16 protein-coding genes are annotated in these 16,569 nt (G+C 39.7%); 10 read left to right on the top strand and 6 right to left on the bottom strand.

What is annotated here, in order from left to right; genetic code table 11:
* Positions 1-106: 106 nt before the first annotated feature.
* From OQ268_RS12665 to OQ268_RS12685, 5 genes are all read left to right on the top strand, one after another.
* Positions 107-1,384, top strand: coding sequence for a type IX secretion system plug protein (locus OQ268_RS12665; RefSeq protein ID WP_265856510.1), 1,278 nt, complete (start codon positions 107-109; stop codon positions 1,382-1,384).
* A 132-nt stretch (positions 1,385-1,516) separates the two neighbouring features.
* The gene (locus OQ268_RS12670) at positions 1,517-2,482 is read left to right on the top strand and encodes a formylglycine-generating enzyme family protein (RefSeq protein WP_265856511.1); all 966 of its coding nucleotides are present in this window, start codon (positions 1,517-1,519) and stop codon (positions 2,480-2,482) included.
* Positions 2,483-2,509: 27 nt separating this feature from the next.
* Complete coding sequence (locus OQ268_RS12675; RefSeq protein ID WP_265856512.1) at positions 2,510-3,829, top strand: Gfo/Idh/MocA family protein; 1,320 nt, start codon at positions 2,510-2,512, stop codon at positions 3,827-3,829.
* 47 nt (positions 3,830-3,876) lie between these two features.
* The gene (locus OQ268_RS12680) at positions 3,877-4,824 is read left to right on the top strand and encodes an FAD:protein FMN transferase (protein WP_265856513.1); all 948 of its coding nucleotides are present in this window, start codon (positions 3,877-3,879) and stop codon (positions 4,822-4,824) included.
* A 23-nt stretch (positions 4,825-4,847) separates the two neighbouring features.
* Complete coding sequence (locus tag OQ268_RS12685; protein ID WP_265856514.1) at positions 4,848-5,774, top strand: hydroxypyruvate isomerase family protein; 927 nt, start codon at positions 4,848-4,850, stop codon at positions 5,772-5,774.
* Between the two features lie 49 nt (positions 5,775-5,823).
* Here OQ268_RS12685 and amyA read toward each other — a convergent pair whose 3' ends face one another.
* The gene (gene amyA / locus OQ268_RS12690; protein WP_265856515.1) at positions 5,824-7,314 is read right to left on the bottom strand and encodes an alpha-amylase; all 1,491 of its coding nucleotides are present in this window, start codon (positions 7,312-7,314) and stop codon (positions 5,824-5,826) included.
* Positions 7,315-7,505: 191 nt separating this feature from the next.
* Between amyA and OQ268_RS12695 the strand changes: the two genes are divergently transcribed.
* Positions 7,506-8,027 carry an acyl-CoA thioesterase gene (locus tag OQ268_RS12695; protein ID WP_265856875.1) on the top strand — a complete coding sequence of 174 codons (522 nt, stop codon included), beginning with the start codon at positions 7,506-7,508 and terminating at the stop codon, positions 8,025-8,027.
* A 69-nt stretch (positions 8,028-8,096) separates the two neighbouring features.
* On the top strand, positions 8,097-9,287 hold the full coding sequence (locus OQ268_RS12700; RefSeq protein WP_265856516.1) for a cation:proton antiporter: 1,191 nt from the start codon (positions 8,097-8,099) through the stop codon (positions 9,285-9,287).
* A 21-nt stretch (positions 9,288-9,308) separates the two neighbouring features.
* Here the strand turns inward: OQ268_RS12700 and OQ268_RS12705 are convergent, their stop codons facing one another.
* Complete coding sequence (locus tag OQ268_RS12705; RefSeq protein ID WP_265856517.1) at positions 9,309-9,713, bottom strand: EVE domain-containing protein; 405 nt, start codon at positions 9,711-9,713, stop codon at positions 9,309-9,311.
* A 780-nt stretch (positions 9,714-10,493) separates the two neighbouring features.
* Between OQ268_RS12705 and OQ268_RS12710 the strand changes: the two genes are divergently transcribed.
* Entirely contained in the window at positions 10,494-12,491 is a 1,998-nt protein-coding gene (locus tag OQ268_RS12710) for a PAS domain-containing sensor histidine kinase (protein WP_265856518.1), read from the top strand.
* 161 nt (positions 12,492-12,652) lie between these two features.
* Here the strand turns inward: OQ268_RS12710 and OQ268_RS12715 are convergent, their stop codons facing one another.
* The 3 genes from OQ268_RS12715 to OQ268_RS12725 form a co-directional block, all read right to left on the bottom strand.
* On the bottom strand, positions 12,653-13,150 hold the full coding sequence (locus OQ268_RS12715) for a DUF2231 domain-containing protein (protein WP_265856519.1): 498 nt from the start codon (positions 13,148-13,150) through the stop codon (positions 12,653-12,655).
* A complete protein-coding gene (locus tag OQ268_RS12720) occupies positions 13,150-13,479 on the bottom strand; it encodes a hypothetical protein (protein ID WP_265856520.1) in 330 nt (109 codons plus the stop codon). The genes OQ268_RS12715 and OQ268_RS12720 overlap by 1 nt, the downstream gene beginning before the upstream one ends.
* 172 nt (positions 13,480-13,651) lie before the next feature.
* Complete coding sequence (locus OQ268_RS12725) at positions 13,652-14,029, bottom strand: nuclear transport factor 2 family protein (RefSeq protein ID WP_265856521.1); 378 nt, start codon at positions 14,027-14,029, stop codon at positions 13,652-13,654.
* Between the two features lie 264 nt (positions 14,030-14,293).
* Here OQ268_RS12725 and OQ268_RS12730 point away from each other — a divergent pair, with 264 nt between their 5' ends.
* Both OQ268_RS12730 and OQ268_RS12735 read left to right on the top strand, forming a co-directional pair.
* On the top strand, positions 14,294-15,757 hold the full coding sequence (locus OQ268_RS12730; RefSeq protein ID WP_265856522.1) for a S41 family peptidase: 1,464 nt from the start codon (positions 14,294-14,296) through the stop codon (positions 15,755-15,757).
* A 70-nt stretch (positions 15,758-15,827) separates the two neighbouring features.
* Positions 15,828-16,190 carry a hypothetical protein gene (locus OQ268_RS12735; protein WP_265856523.1) on the top strand — a complete coding sequence of 121 codons (363 nt, stop codon included), beginning with the start codon at positions 15,828-15,830 and terminating at the stop codon, positions 16,188-16,190.
* On the opposite strand, the gene OQ268_RS12740 is transcribed toward OQ268_RS12735, so the two are convergent.
* On the bottom strand, positions 16,187-16,549 hold the full coding sequence (locus OQ268_RS12740; RefSeq protein WP_265856524.1) for a VOC family protein: 363 nt from the start codon (positions 16,547-16,549) through the stop codon (positions 16,187-16,189). The genes OQ268_RS12735 and OQ268_RS12740 overlap by 4 nt on opposite strands.
* Positions 16,550-16,569: the final 20 nt, after the last annotated feature.

Genomic DNA, 16,569 nt, shown 5'->3' on the forward strand with positions numbered 1-16,569 from the left:
ATTCGTCTAATTTTTTTGGTATACCTTTTTTGTGCAATAATACCGCCGTTAACCGAAAAAATTGCAAATATTTTTAAACTCTGCGCAATTGGCTGTACATTTAAGCATGCAGAAAATACTCATTGTACTGTTATTGCTCATGCCTTTCCTGTCATTTGCGCAATCAGATCAAACCTTTACAACAGAAAATAGAATCTACCTTCCTCATATTAAAACCGTACGCTGTAGCAATAGCAGCAAGGAACAAAGTTTTCCAATCATTACACTTAATTCTCCAGAAAAGATTATCTTCTCTTTTGATGATTTACTGGGCGGAACTCAAAACTATTGGTATACCATAGAGCATTGCACATCAGATTGGCAAAATTCGAAGATTTCTACCACTGATTATTTAGATGGTTTTAATGAAGATCGTGTGATTGATTATCGTTATTCTGCTAACACCACTCGTAAATATACCCACTACGAGCTTTCACTCCCAAATACGCAAATCAAACCCAAAATTAGCGGTAACTACCTCCTGAAAATTTATCTGGATGCAGACAAGCGAAAACCTGTAATTTCACAGCGATTTTACATTTTAGATAACCAGGTTGCGATAAATGGAGAAATAACCAACTCATTGCAAGTAGCAGACCGTAATACGAAACAGAAGATCAATTTTACCATTAACCACCCTATGCCAATTGCCAATCCCTACCTTGACATTAAGGCGGTAGTGATGCAAAATTTTAATCCATTTACCGCACAGATTAATACCAAACCTGCATTTGTTCGCCCAAACCAATTGGTTTATAACGATTTAAATACCAACGATTTCTGGGGAAATAACGAGTTTAGGAAATTCGACACCAGAAGTTTGCGTTTTAAAGGCGAAAATGTAAAAGATATTTACCGGGATAATGAGTCCGTAAATGTGATTTTATTTCAGGATGCACCGAGAAATATGGGTGCCTTTGGAAATCAGCTTGATGAAAATGGCAATTTTTATGTGCGCAATACCGATGGCAGAGACGACAATACCGAGGCGGAATACATGGGCGTACTGTTTACGCTCAATGCACCGGCTCCTAATGCCGCTGGTGATGCTTACGTGATCGGGAGGTTCAATAATTATAGTTTGAATGCCGAAAATAAGCTCATCTACGATAGTGGCAGGAAGCAATTTTATGGCAACATACTCTTAAAACAAGGCTTGTACGATTACCAATATGCCTGGTACAACAAAGACACCAAAAACCTTGAAATACAAACCTTTGAAGGCACATTTTTTCAAACAGAAAACAGCTATCAGATACTGGTATATTATCGTAAGCCCGGTGCCAGATGGGACACGCTGATTGGCTATACCAATCTAACTAACAGGGCTGCAGGATACAAATGATTACTTAACCTATATTAATTGTCTATTTCACGCTTATTGTTACAAAAATTTTCTTTGTTTTGGCACCAGACACTTAATTTAGTAATTAGTTAATTAGCCAAACAACATGCTATCCGAGCATGCTAACCAATTATGATGTTAAGAATCTTTTTTGCCATTGCATTAATTTTAGTTTTTGGCAAACAAACCACTGCCCAGGAACAGAAATCTTATACAGAATCCATCAAGGGAACGAAACTCACATTCGACATGCAAGCAATTCCGGCTGGGAAATTTAGTATGGGCTCTACAACTGGCAAGCCAGACGAGCAGCCGGTACATCAGGTAAAAATAGATGCTTTCTGGATAGGTAAATATGAAGTTACCTGGAATATTTTCGAACCTTTCTTATACCGTGACTTTGAAAAACAGGCAAGCACAGAGGCTGTTTCAGCAGCCGTAGATGCTGTAACGCGACCCACAAAGCCTTATCTCGATATGACTTTCGGCATGGGTAAAGATAACCAGCCTGCAATTGCCATGACACAATACAACGCCATTCAGTTTTGTAAGTGGTTGTACGTTCGTACCGGTGTTTTCTACCGTTTACCAACCGAAGCAGAATGGGAATATGCCTGCAAAGCAGGTTCTAACGATAAATATGCTTTCGGAAATGATGAATCTGCATTGGCTGATTATGCCTGGTATAAAGGAAATAGCAATAATAAAACGCATAAGGTTGGCGAAAAAAAACCTAATGCCTGGGGGTTATACGATATGCATGGCAACGTGGCAGAATGGACCTACGACCAATACGTGGCAGACATTTATACCCAGGGTAAGGACAAAATTTTAGATAACCCGGTTGCTGTTCCCGATAAACTGTACCCGAATGTAGTACGTGGAGGTTCTTACGATGAAGCACCTGCACAATTAACTGCAACATCACGACTGGCTTCAGATCCTTCCTGGAAACAGCTTGATCCACAAATCCCGAAAAGCAATTGGTGGTTTCCAGAAGCACCCTTTGTTGGAATGCGCATAGTGAGGCCTTTTAAAACACCATCGAAAGATGAAATAGATGCTTATTACAATAAGCAGCCTATTAAAGATTTTTAATCAACACAAAAACCAGATAAAACCAATATGAGAAAAGAACCAAACACACAAGAACGTCGCGACTTTCTAAAAACATCAGCCCTGCTGGCCGGCGGCGCCTTCTTAAGCAGCATTCCCCTGGCTGGCGCATATGCATCGGGAAGCGATGAGATCAAAATAGCACTTATTGGTTGCGGAGACAGAGGAACAGGTGCTGCATTCCAGGCGCTGAGCACAAAATTTAACTTAAAATTGGTTGCCATGGCTGATGCCTTCCAAGACCGATTAGATAGCAGTTATCAATCGTTAAGTAGCAAGTTTGCTGCAAAAATGGATGTACCCAAAGAACGCCAGTTTGTAGGCTTCGACGCCTACCAAAAAGCGATTCCCTTGGCAGATGTTGTGCTACTGGTTACGCCACCAGGTTTTAGACCCATTCATTTCGAAGAAGCCGTAAAACAAGGCAAACACATTTTTATGGAGAAGCCGGTTGCCGTAGACGCCCCCGGAATTAGAAGGGTTCTGGCTGCTGCCGAAGAAGCAAAAAAGAAAAAATTAAATGTAGTGGTTGGGTTACAAAGGCGTTACCAGAGCAACTATCGCGAAGCGATGAAACGCATTCAGGATGGCGCCATTGGCGATATTGTTTCGGGTCAGGTATATTGGAATAGCGGTGGCGTATGGGTTCGTCCGCGAACAGCAAACCAAACCGAGATGGAATACCAAATGCGCAACTGGTATTATTTCAATTGGCTGTGTGGCGACCATATTGTAGAGCAACATGTCCATAACATCGATATTGCAAACTGGATAACTGGCAACAGTCCGGTCTCGGTACAGGGAACTGGAAGCCGGGCTTGGCGGACGGGTAAGGACTATGGCGAAATTTACGATAACCACGCAAATGAATTTACCTACCCTAATGGCGTAGTGGTATATAGCCAGTGTAGACATTTTGAAGGAATCAGCAATCGAGTTGATGAGACCTTCCAGGGCACAAAAGGAAAAATTTACTTGTCAGGTGGAAATCAGGCTATAATTTGGGATGCAAAAGGAAAGGAAATCTACAACCACAATACGCGTGGAAATGCTAACCCTTATCAAACTGAACATGATGAGCTTTTCGAAGCCATCTCGAAAAATGAGTACAAATTTACCAATGCAGATTATGGTGCAACCACAACCTTTTCGGGAATAATTGGTCGGTACGCCACTTATTCAGGTCAAACAATTAACTGGAAAGAGGCATTAGCCGCAAATAACAGCCTCCTACCCGAACGCTTCGCCTGGGATGCTAACCCAAAACTTATGCCCGATGCAAATGGATTGTATCCAATTCCAACACCAGGGCAAACTAAGGTTCTATAATGCTGAATAAATATCTGTTGGTAATTGCTACCTTGTTTTGGTGCGGAATGTTAAAACCTCCCTTAAAACAGTACAAAATTAGTGGCTATGCACAGGGCACCGATTATAGCATCACGTATTTTGCCACAGACAGTGCAGTTACCAAAAGCGACATCGATAATCTTTTAAATAAAATTGATGCCTCGATGTCGCTTTATAAACCCGGCTCCCTGATAAACCAGTTCAACACTGGAACAGAACAGCTACACGCAGATTTATATTTGAGTGCGGTATTAAAAAGGAGCATAGAAATTAATCAAGATACCAAAGGTCTTTTTGATGTTACCGTAGCACCATTGGTGCAAGCTTGGGGTTTCGGACCAAAGGCTACAGACAATGAGCCCTCTAAAACAACCATTTCATCTATTATGCAATGTATCGGGATGCAGCATTTATCGCTAAAAAACGACATCCTTTATAAATCAAAACCATGCATTCAGATAGATTTAAATGGGATTGCGCAAGGCTATAGTGTAGACTTGCTTGCCAAACTTATTGCTGATAGAGGCATTGACAGCTACCTGGTAGAGCTTGGTGGCGAATTAAGAATTGCCGGGCCCAAACCTGATGGAAGCCCAATGAAAATTGGGATAGAAGGACCTGATCAAAAAGATCAGCCTATCATCAGGCATATTGCTAAGATCAACAGGGGTGCCATCACTACCTCAGGTAACTACCGAAAATTTCATCAAAATGGAATGAAAAAGCTATCGCATCTTATCGATCCAAGAACAGGATTTCCACTGGATAATGAAATGATTAGTGTGACCGTTTATGCCAGTGATGCAATAACAGCAGATGGTTACGATAATGCATTGATGGCGATGCATTTGCCGGAAGCGATGGAATTTGTAAATCGACGTAAAGCGCTTGAGGCTTATTTTGTTTATCGGAAAAAGGATGGATCCATAGCAGATACACTTACCGTTGGTTTCAAAAAATTAATCCAAAATTAACTTAGCTTTAAACTAATAACGACATGAAAAGAAGTGACTTCATTCGAAATACCTTGCTTACTGCTGGTGCGATAACCACTGGTTTTGGTACCGCAGTAGCAGGCCACCCTTACACTCAGCAAAATCTATTGGCTGACAAACCCTTTAACCTGGATTATGCACCACACGATGGGATGTTCTCGAACCATGCAGGCAAAAATTTTCTTGATCAAATTCAGTTTATTTATGATAGTGGATTTCGGTCTATTGAAGATAATGGCTATTTAAACCGGCCAGTAGCCGACCAGGAGAAAATAGGCCAATTACTAGCTAAACTTGGAATGCGGATGGGCGTTTTTGTTGTAGATGGTGGAGACAATTGGAAACCCTCATTAGCAACCGGAAAAAAGGAGTTCAAAGATAAATTTATAGATACCTGCAAAAGATCTGTAGAAGCAGCAAAACGTTGCAATGCAAAATGGTTAACTGTTGTACCTGGTTTTTACGAGCGCAATTTGCCTTATGGCAACCAATTTGCCAATGTGATTGATGCCATGCGTGCTGGCGCTGAGATTTTCGAGCCCCATGGTTTAATCATGGTTTTAGAAACCCTAAGCGATACCCCCGAACTTTTTCTGCAGAAAACAAACGAAACCTATGCGGTATGCAAGGCCGTACAAAGTCCGGCGTGCAAAATTTTATATGATATCTATCACATGCAGCGCACTGAAGGAGATTTAATCAAAACCATAGACCGTTGCTGGGATGAAATTGCTTACATTCAAATCGGCGACAATCCAGGCAGAAACGAACCCACATCCGGGGAAATTAATTATAAAAATGTTTTTAAGCACCTCCATAAAAAAGGATATAAAGGTGTTTTGGGCATGGAGCATGGCAACTCAAAATCGGGTAAAGAAGGCGAAATGGCATTAATCGCTGCCTACCGACATGAAGATGCTTTTCTATGATCCAAAAACACCCACAGCGAATTATTGAATTGCTGTGGGTGTTTTTATATTATGAATTTTGCAGTACCCAAACTGAAACACTGCCGGCATTGCAATGGAATTCTGCACCGCCGTTCTCATCAATCACTACTTCATGATCAAGATGACCTAATGCATCTACAAAAGTTTTCCCAGAAAACTGTTGGCCGATTTCCATATACTTGAATCCTTCTTCGCCATTGCTCAGCAATACCGCTAAGCCACTGTTTTCATGTTCTTCATCGCCACTTCTGGTCCATCCTACACAATTTCCATGATCAAAGTAATCATTTTGTTCCCCATAAGCGGCGTACATTCTTACTTTAGTCATCACCTCTAGCGAAGGTAAAACAGCAAGTTCTACATGTGCCTCTTGGCCTTCATTGTCTTTATCATCATAAATTCCGCCATATAAATCTGGGAAAAACAGGCATGGGATACCCTGCATACGTAGTAAGATTAAGGCATAAGCTATAGGTCTGAACCAGAAATCTACATAACTTTCTAAGGCCTGCAATGGCTGCGAATCGTGATTATCTACAAAAGTTACTGCTAGTTCTGGTCTAATAGAAACTAAAGTATTTTCAAAAATGGTCCTCATGTCGTGCTCGCTACCTGCTTTACTGGCCAAAAAGAAGTTATGATGCAACAGGGAGTCGAAAATCTGAGTTCTGCCTTCCATCAGATCGATGTACTCTAGCTGCGAATCAGCATTCTCTACGTTCCAATCTTCGGCAACAATAAAAAACTGTTTATTATATTTTGCCTCCAGGTGTGTAATCCACTCTTTAATAAAATCTGGGTTGATGTGTTTTACTGCATCCAACCTAAACCCATCAACATTTGTCGTATCTACTAACCATTCGCCCCAATATTTCAGCTCTTCTACTACTGCCCTATTCCTGAAATCAATATCATCATACATCAGGTAGTCGTAATTGCCATGCTCCACGGATGGCACTTCTTCAAAACCCTCGCCAACAGCATTTTGAATAGAAAAAATTGCCGTTTCCTGTCTATCTTCTGCCCAATCTACCCCGCTAAAACACTGGTGATCCCAGATAAACTCAGAATATTTTCCCGCACGGTTGGGGAATGTAAATTTCGTCCATGCCTCAATTTCAAAAATATCGCTGGTAAATTCATTTCTATTATCAGGATCTACAGTTTTTACCTTCACCTTCTCAAGTTCATCCCCTCCAGCTTTATGATTGAAAACGACATCTGCTATAGCGGCAACGCCCTGTTCCTGCAAAGATTTAATAGCCGTTAGATATTCTTCCTTGGATCCATATCTCGTGTTTACACTCCCTTTTTGGTCAAATTCGCCCAAATCAAACAGGTCGTAAACATCGTAGCCTACCGAATAACCTCCTGTGCTGGCTTTATAAGCGGGCGGTAACCAAACACCAGTAATGCCAATTTCTTTTAAATTGGAAGCCTCCTTGGCGACTTTTGTCCACAGGTTATCTTGTTCATTGTAATACCAATGAAAATATTGAATGATCGTTTGATTTTGCATTTGATGGGTTTTAAGCTAGATAACAGGATACACTTTGTTTTGTTTTGCTAAAATTTACTCCCCATTTAGGGCAATTCTGTATGCTTTATCATCCCTTAATAAACTGTTGTAACTTATCGAAATTACCATTGAACGATGCTTTTTGAGATTACGTAATTTTAGGAACAATTTAATTACTTTTGCGCTAAATGATGAGCTTAAAAAAGAAATTTGCAAAAGAGAGTTTTACAGTGATGAATGAGTTGGTATTACCTAACGATACCAATACCTTAAATAACTTAATGGGTGGCCGTTTGCTACACTGGATGGACATTGCTGCTGCAATTTCGGCTCAAAAACACTGTAACCGCATTGTGGTTACAGCATCGGTAGACAATGTTTCTTTTAAACATCCCATAAAACTTGGCGACGTGATTACGATAGAAGCTAAAGTAACCCGGGCATTTAACACCTCTGTGGAAGTTAGACTCGATGTTTGGGCAGAAAATATTCCGAGTGGGGCACGTCAGAAAAGTAATGAAGCTTATTATACATTTGTTGCTGTAGATCAAAGCGCCAGAACAATTCCCGTTCCTGAAGTTATTCCGGAAACGCCCGAGGAAATAAACCTCTTTGATGGCGCCTTGCGCAGAAGGCAACTTCGCTTAGTTTTAGGAGGTAAAATGCATCCCGACGATGCCAATGAGTTGAAGGCGCTATTCTTCAAAGCATAATTTTTACAAAAAATTTCGCTTAACTTAACGTGTTTGCGTTATTTTAGCAAATCATCATTCGCTAAATATATGACAACATACACCATCCTTATTGTATTAAGCGGATTAGTGATATTCTCCTATCTCTTTGATTTGGTGGCGAGTAGAACAAAAATTCCATCAGTATTACTCTTGTTATTGCTTGGTATTGGCTTGCGCTTTTTAGTAGATTACCTTAAGATTCAAACCTTCAATTTCTTATCGATTTTGCCTACATTGGGTACAGTTGGTTTAATCCTGATTGTTTTTGAAGGTTCGTTGGAGCTTAAATACGATAGAAAGAAAAATGCCATCATTAAGAGTGCTTTTTTCTCTGCCTTAACCATTCTTCTGGTGAGCGCAACAGTAATTACGCTCATTATTTATCAAATCAGCCATAAAAGTTTATATGCCTGCATTGCAAACGCCATACCTTTTAGTGTAATTAGTTCTGCAATTGCTATACCTACTGCCGCTGCATTGGGCAAGCAGGATAAGGAATTCGTCATTTATGAATCTTCTTTTTCAGATATCCTGGGCATTATCTTGTTTAACTTCGCCATTACCAACCATTCCATTTCTACATCTGCATTTATCGGTTTGGGGTTAAGCACTTCACTAATCATTCTCCTATCTGCAGTAGCTTGTGTGGTATTGCTTTACATTATGGGTAAATTGGTGCATCACATCAAATTTTTCTTAATCATTTCGATTTTAATTTTAGTTTACGCCATTGGCCAATCTTACCACCTATCATCGCTGGTACTAATTTTAAGTACCGGATTATTTTTGAACAACGTTGATACCATCCAGCATACCTGGTTTAGAAGTGTATTCCTGTACAAAAACCTCACTGCAGATTTATCACAACTTTACCAACTCTCAGCAGAAAGTGCATTTATTTTACGCACATTTTTCTTTGTGATCTTCGGCTTCACCATGAATGTTAGGGAACTGAATGATCAGCCGGTGTTAGCAAATGGTTTCTTTATCCTTGCCACAATTTTTGCAGTACGTTTTTTCTTTCTCAGAATTTTTAAAAAAGGAGAAATTACACCCATCGCCTATATTGCCCCACGGGGATTAATTAGCATTTTGCTTTACTTCAACATACCAGATTTTTTGAAAATGCCCGAGGTTGGTCCCTCATTCTTGTTTTTGGTAGTACTAGGAACAAGTATTGTAATGACCTTAGGGATTACTCTTAGCAAAACCTCATCAGAAGAAATTCCTACAGGGTGATCGTATTATCCGAAATGAGCATCAACTGCCCATTTCCAGTATCTTATCAAACTCTGACGCTTTCAGGGGCATCACAGATAATCGGCCCTGGCGAATTAATGAAATATCAGCCAAACTAGGCTCGGCTTTGATTTGCGCTAAGGAAACAGGATTTTTTAGACTTTCTACAGGCGCTAAATCTACCACTACCCAGTTTGCATCTTCGGTTGTGGGATCCTGGTAATACGCTTTGACCACCTTCGCAATCCCAACCACATTCTTCCCCTCATTGCTGTGATAGTAAAGCACTAAATCGCCAACCTGCATATCTTTAAGGTTATTCCTTGCCTGGTAATTGCGAACGCCATCCCAAAAAGTACGACCATCTTCATTAAATTTTTCCCAACTGTATTTAAAAGGCTCTGACTTTACTAACCAATGATTCATTTGTTTTAATTTTTTTAAACGACTTAAAAAAGCACAATATAATTCTTATTCAAATTGGCCAAAAAGCCACTTTTTCAAAATCTCAGAACATAACTAACCAATCCAGTTTTAGAAGATTTAAAGTTTCGTTCAGGCATCCTAAAATATAACAGCAACATTCTGTTTGGTACTTTTTGCAATCATGATCCCAAAACTAATAAAACTGAACGGATTAGAAAACACATTCTAAAAAATGGTAGAAAGCTAAAATGGATCAATTGATCTCCAAAATGATGGCACCTTATTTAAACCATTACATCCTCCACTTTGATATGGAATGTGAGTGCTAAACAGACTTCGTATTGGAAACAACTGTTCCCCAAATCACTTATCTGGAAATGCCGAATTTTCTTTCGAAAAGAAGACCTTGCATGCTAATTAACTAGGTTAAATTGCTATGCAACAAAGTTGAAGTCTTTTCTTTTTTGCCTTGAAACATTCTCCTGATTAATCGTGAATAATTAGAACAAATAGCCACGCCATGTGTTAATTTATGTGCGATTAACGTTTCAGAATACCGGAAAATTTTTGTTGGAGATTGAGTTGGCATGAGGGAAGGAGTGATAATTCAGTGGATATTTTCAGCTAATATATGTTGACCATAATGTTTGAGCTGCTTAAAAAATTCCACCTTGTATTCACATTTATGACAAATTTAACAATGGTTATCATCATCTTTACCAAAACCCTTAGGTAACTAAAAACAATCGCAAAAATCCCCATGAAAAATTGAGACTAGGAATGGAAGAGACCAATGAACCTTCATATTTAAACCAGGACCGTGGAATTACACCTGTTCAGCGGTTTGCGGCTTTTATTGAGGCTACGTCTGACATCGTTTACCGATTGAGCGCCGACTGGGAGGTTATGCATGAGTTAGATGGTAGAGGTTTTTTGAAGAATTCTGACAGGCCGATTAGCGGATGGAAAGAGATAAATGTTTTTGTGGATGATCTGGAATTGGTAAATAAACGAATTGAAGAAGCCATCAGCGAGAAAAAGATTTTCGAATTAGAGCATCGGGTAAATCAGGTAAATGGTTTAACGGGTTGGACTTTCTCGAGGGCTATACCATTACTGAGCGAGGATGGAGAAATTTTAGAGTGGGTTGGTACGGCAAAGGATATCACGGCAAGAAAAAATGCTGAGCTTTCCCTTACTTCTTCACACGAAATGGCGTTGGATTTGAAAACGACTTACGAAACCATCACCTCTTCTACCCCAGATTTAATGTATCTTTTCGACTTAGACTATCGTTTTATCTATGCCAATGAGGCTTTACTGGCCATGTGGGGAAAGAAAGCAGAAGATGCAATTGGGAAGGGAATGCTCGAAAATGGGTACGAACCTTGGCATGCGCAGATGCATAAGCGGGAAATTGATCAGGTAGTATTAACAGGAAAACCCATTAGAGGAGAAGTTACTTTTCCCCATGCCATTGAAGGTACACGCTACTATGATTACATATTTACGCCGGTCTTTGGAACAGATGGAAAGGTTCGGAGTATAGCAGGTACAACCAGAGACGTAACAGAGTTAAGGCGGGCTTTAGAATTGCTTCAGCTATCGAGTAACGACTTAGGAACAACCAACGAAAAGCTGGTTGAAGCAAATGTAGACCTGGTTTCTGCCAATGGGCTGTTACTGGTGGCCAATGATGAATTAAAAGCGGCAAAAAAACAAGTCTCCAAAGCACAAACTGCGCTACGTCAGGCAATTGATGCCGCCAATTTTGGCACATGGTCTGTTGATGGATTACTTAGTACGCTTTCCATCGATGCACGTGGCGAAACACTATTGGATTGCAGCCCTAATGAAAAAATCAGTCTCCTATCAATTGCGAACCGTATTGATAGGGAATTTCGTCAGGCTGTAATTCAAGACCTAAATAAAGCAAAAAGGATGCGCTCCACATTTGATATTTCATTCCCACTTCGGTTACTTCCAGATAACCGCCTTCGCTGGATACGGGCAATAGGTGACTTTGGTGGCAGTACACCTTCAGAAGAAAATGGCCTCATTGCAGGCATATTGATGGATGTTACCGAGCAAAAAAATGACGAGTTGCGAAAGAACGATTTTATAGGCATGGTTAGCCATGAGCTGAAAACGCCAATTACATCGACTAAGGCTTTTATACAAGTTGCGTTGAATAGATTAAGTGAAGGGCTTAGCGAAACAGCAATTGTCGCCATCCGCAAGGCGGATAACCAAACATCCAAAATGGCCAAAATGATCGATGGATTCCTGAATCTTTCTAGACTTGAATCGGGAAAAATAACCATACATCGCGATCAGACCAATCTCAAGGCGCTTTTAGATGAGGTTAAGGATGATGTTTACACCAGCATTTTTAGCCATACGATTTTATTCGATGAAATAGAAAGTGTGATGATTTATGCAGATGGAGATAAAATAATTCAAGTTGTTCATAACCTTATTAGTAACGCAATTAAATATTCTCCTTTGGGTAGCGTTATTCGGGTAGCCTGTACAGAGTCTGATCATTATGCATCCATATCGGTTTGTGATGATGGGATGGGCATTGCAGCGAAAGATATCAACCGGATTTTTGAACCCTATTATCGTGCTGAAAGTAGGGAGATGATGACCGTTGCTGGTTTTGGAATAGGGCTGTATGTATGCAAAGAGATTATTACGCTACACGGTGGTGAAATTTGGGCAGAAAGCCTGCCTGGCAAAGGTTCAAAATTTATAATTCGCATTCCTGTTAGCTAAAAGCGATATTTTTTTCTAAAGCACCATATGTATCAAGATTTTAATTCATGAATGACAATACCTTCGCGTTTTCCATTTACGCAAAGAAGCTCATTCATCGACAGAAAATCCGATTTAAAAACAGAATTTGAGGCGATTAATCAATCATTAATAAGCCAATTTTATTTGATAAACTCTTTGCACCCTACTGAGGGCTTATAGACGCCGCCGCCTTGCTGATAAACTACCGAAGCGCCCAGATGCCCGCAATATCCAAGTGCAAGGCAACCCGCCAATAGCAGTAAATTACGAACTATCCTAAACCAGATCTTCCAGCGGGAAAAACGGAAAGAAATAAGCTGAACCACTAATGCAAAGGTATAGATATAGGCTGCAATATAAGCCCAATATTGATGTGTCTTTAGCACTTGAGGATCGCACAGTGTCCTCACCTCAATTTTATAGGCCAGTAAGCCGGTATAAATTCCCATCCAAATCGTAATCACACCAATTGTAAGCAAAATGAAAGTAAAATCAGCAAGTGCTAACTTCACCCTCCCCTTCTTTAAAAAGGCAGCAATAAGCCCTGCCACTGTTGCCAATAGCAGGGTTGCAATGGGTAAATGAACGAGCATGGGATGCCATAACTCAGTTCGCCACATTGATGGAATCTGGTTCATTAGTTAGGTAAGATGTCTACAGCCAAAGGTGCCATTTTGTTACCTCTCTTCTCTACCCTCACCTCTAACATACCGTCTTTTTTAACTGAATCGAATGGCACCGTTGCTCCACCTTTGGTTAGTGTAGTACTATCCGTTAGGTATAATTCAAGTAATTTATTGTCGGCTGTTCTTACATAAATTTCCTTTTCATCGCCATCTACTTTTTCAGCTGTGCCTTGGTAAGTTCCAGATTCAACGATGTCGGTTTTTTCATTTTCATCGTTACATGATGGTAAGGTAAACATACCTGCGGCAGCCAAAGCTAGGGCAATCATTGATTTTCTCATTACATTGTGTTTTATAGTTATTAATAGACGATTAAAAGTTTCAAGCCGCATATCATAGCTTGTGCTGTCAAGCATTGAAGCTTTTGAAATGCTTTGCTTTGTATCATGATGAATAGCATTTTGCATACATCAACATGTGCTTACTTGTGAGTATTTAACACTATAGCATGCATTAATTAGATGACTGCATGTTGCCATCTACCACATAAGAAATAATGCGTACCACTTTCTCATCAGAAAAATGATAAATATCACATGAAAACCCCTTGTATTGACTTCCGTCAGGCATCTCACCTGATGTGGTGCATTCTACCGAAGCCTTTTCCCCATCAATAATGATTGTTCCGAATTTGAAAAACATGCGCTTTGGCAGCTTATCTCCTGCGCCCATATTTTTAATTTCGTTTTTACCACTTAGCGTGGTATGTCCTGTTGAAGAGCTATGCATCTCCCAAACAATATCGTCCGAAAGAAGTGTAATAAATTCTTCAATTTTGTTCTCTTCAAAGATCTTATTGATCTTACTGATAAGTTCTCTTGTAGTAGGCATAAAAATTAAACAAATTGTGTTATCAATAGTTTTCTTTAAAGCCAATACTCCATAATTTCAGCAATAAACATTAAATCAGGTTAATAGTTTTTTGTTTGCCAACTACCGACTAAACGCCGTGGAAAAAGAAACTACTGCACCAGAAAAAAGCACAATCACTTTTGACTAAAATCACATTGCAATTGAAAAGAATGTTACATTATACTCAACTGAAAAGTTATATTTGATAAGGTAACTCATCCCAAAAGACCTAGGTATATTTACATGAAAAAAACGCTTTCAACATTGCTCATCCTATTGACTAGTATTTGCTCCTACAGCCAGATTCAGAATAGTTCATTTGAATTTAAAGGCCAAACCGGCTTGCCTACAGATTGGGGAACCAAGTTAATTGAAGGCTATAATGTTAACATTGATGATTCTGTCGCTCATTCTGGCAAGACCTCAATTAAGATCGCTGCGACGGATTTGGTTAAGCCAAACACGTTCCAGAGCGTGTATCAGATAATTGCATTGCAACCCTCCGGAATTAGAAAAGTGACTGTAAGTGGCTACGCAAAGATTGAAGCAGTAGCGGGAGATGTTGCCTATTGGTGCCAAATTTGGGATAAAGACAATAAAATTATTGGTTTCCAGAACACGCAAAGTCAGCACGGTAAGATACAGGGAACTGCAGACTGGAAAAAATACAGCCTGGAACTAACCTTACCGAGGGAAACACGAAAGTTGCTTTTTGGTTTTTATCTGATGGGAAAAGGTACTGTTTGGCTGGACGATTTTGATATAGTAGAACTGCCAATGCCCAGTGTAGCGCCAAGTGATGAAGTAGCAAAATATGTTGATGAATTTAAGAACATCATAAAAAATAATTCGATATATAAGGACTCATTAAATTGGGCCGATATTGATGTAGATCTTAAATACCTCTCTATGGGACTCAAAACCATTGACGATTCAAAATCTGTAACCGGATATTTAATGGCGGCACTTAAAAATGTTGGAGATAACCATTCTTTTATACAATCTAAAGTTACTGCACAGAAATATGCCAGCGGTAATATGAATCCCGAAAAATTAAAATTCGACTTGTTCGACGGCGCAATTGGCTACATTTCGGTTCCTGGTTTTAGTTCTTTAGACCAGAAAACCAAAGATGTTTTTGCCAATAACATACAACAAGAGCTTAGAAAAATGGATCTCGAGCATACTATAAACGGATGGATTGTAGATCTGAGAGAGAATACCGGAGGAAATATGTACCCCATGATTGCCGGTTTGGGTCCGCTTACCGGAAGCGGAACATTAGGTTATTTCATGGCCAGAAATGGTGATGAGAAGAAGGTAAACCCTTGGTACTATATGGCAACTAAAAAAAATAAAGCCACAATGGGCGTTAATATTACAGCACCCTATACATTGAAAAACTCAAATCCTAAAATAGCTGTGCTTGTTGGACCCAAAACAAGCAGTAGTGGCGAAATGACCGCCATCTCATTTATTGGAAAATCAAATGTAAAACTATTTGGCGAACCCACCGGAGGATATACTTCTGCGAATGCTGGCTTCGAATTATCAGACGGATCCTTTCTGTATCTGGCAGTAAGCTATACCGCAGACCGAAACAAAAAAGAATACCGCAGCAAGATTATACCTGATGTCTTAGTAAAATCCTCTGCAACGGATGATGCAGCCATAAACCAGGCAAAAATTTGGATCAACGGCAAATAAAAAATTTTCATTTTTCTCTGGTTTTTATTTACCGTAAATAATTTATAATATTGATATTTGTACCGTCTCCATGAAACTAAAACATTTACTTTTTCTGCTACTATTTTGCCTAAACGGTGATGCCGTTTTTTCGCAAATACAAAGGAATACAAAGCTCGAAAATATTGTACGCACAGATGTTGCTGACTTTAAGCTGAGTAAGGCCGACTTAAAATTATATCGAAAAGGCAGAACCGGCCGCACATCAGACTACTTTAAACCCAAAGCAGCAGATGTAAGCGATACCTCCCTATTGGCAGACTCTGCCTACGTTAAAATGTATAGAAACATTGCTTACAACAAAACTTCATTACGCAAAGGTTTTGTAGAATACCTTACCTTGTCTGCCGCAGCAGCACTATTCACCGTTATCACTGTGGTTATTGCACTTTAAGGAAGTTGAAATTCGGGGTTTTCAATAAGCCCGATGACGTTGCCGAATGGGTCGAAGATGCTTCCAACCCAAATGGGCCCGCCTACATTCTTCGGTAATTCGTGTATGGTTACGCCGAGCTTTTCAAACCTTTCGAAAGCAATCTTGATATCCTTCACCCCCCAATAGGTTATGGCGTGGTTTCCGGCGCTATAAGTTTCACCATCTGGGTCTAAACCCAACTCAAAGCCGCCAACGTTATAACCAACATAAAAAGGCTCATCAAAGTAAGGCGCTATTTCGAATACATTTTTGTACCATACTTTGGCTGCATCCAAATCGCCAACATGATAAACTATCGTTCTAAGTCCCTGTAACATGATTTAATATATTTTCGACT

The sequence above is a fragment of the Pedobacter sandarakinus genome, assembly GCF_026240095.1.
Taxonomy (GTDB): Bacteria; Bacteroidota; Bacteroidia; order Sphingobacteriales; family Sphingobacteriaceae; genus Pedobacter; species Pedobacter sandarakinus.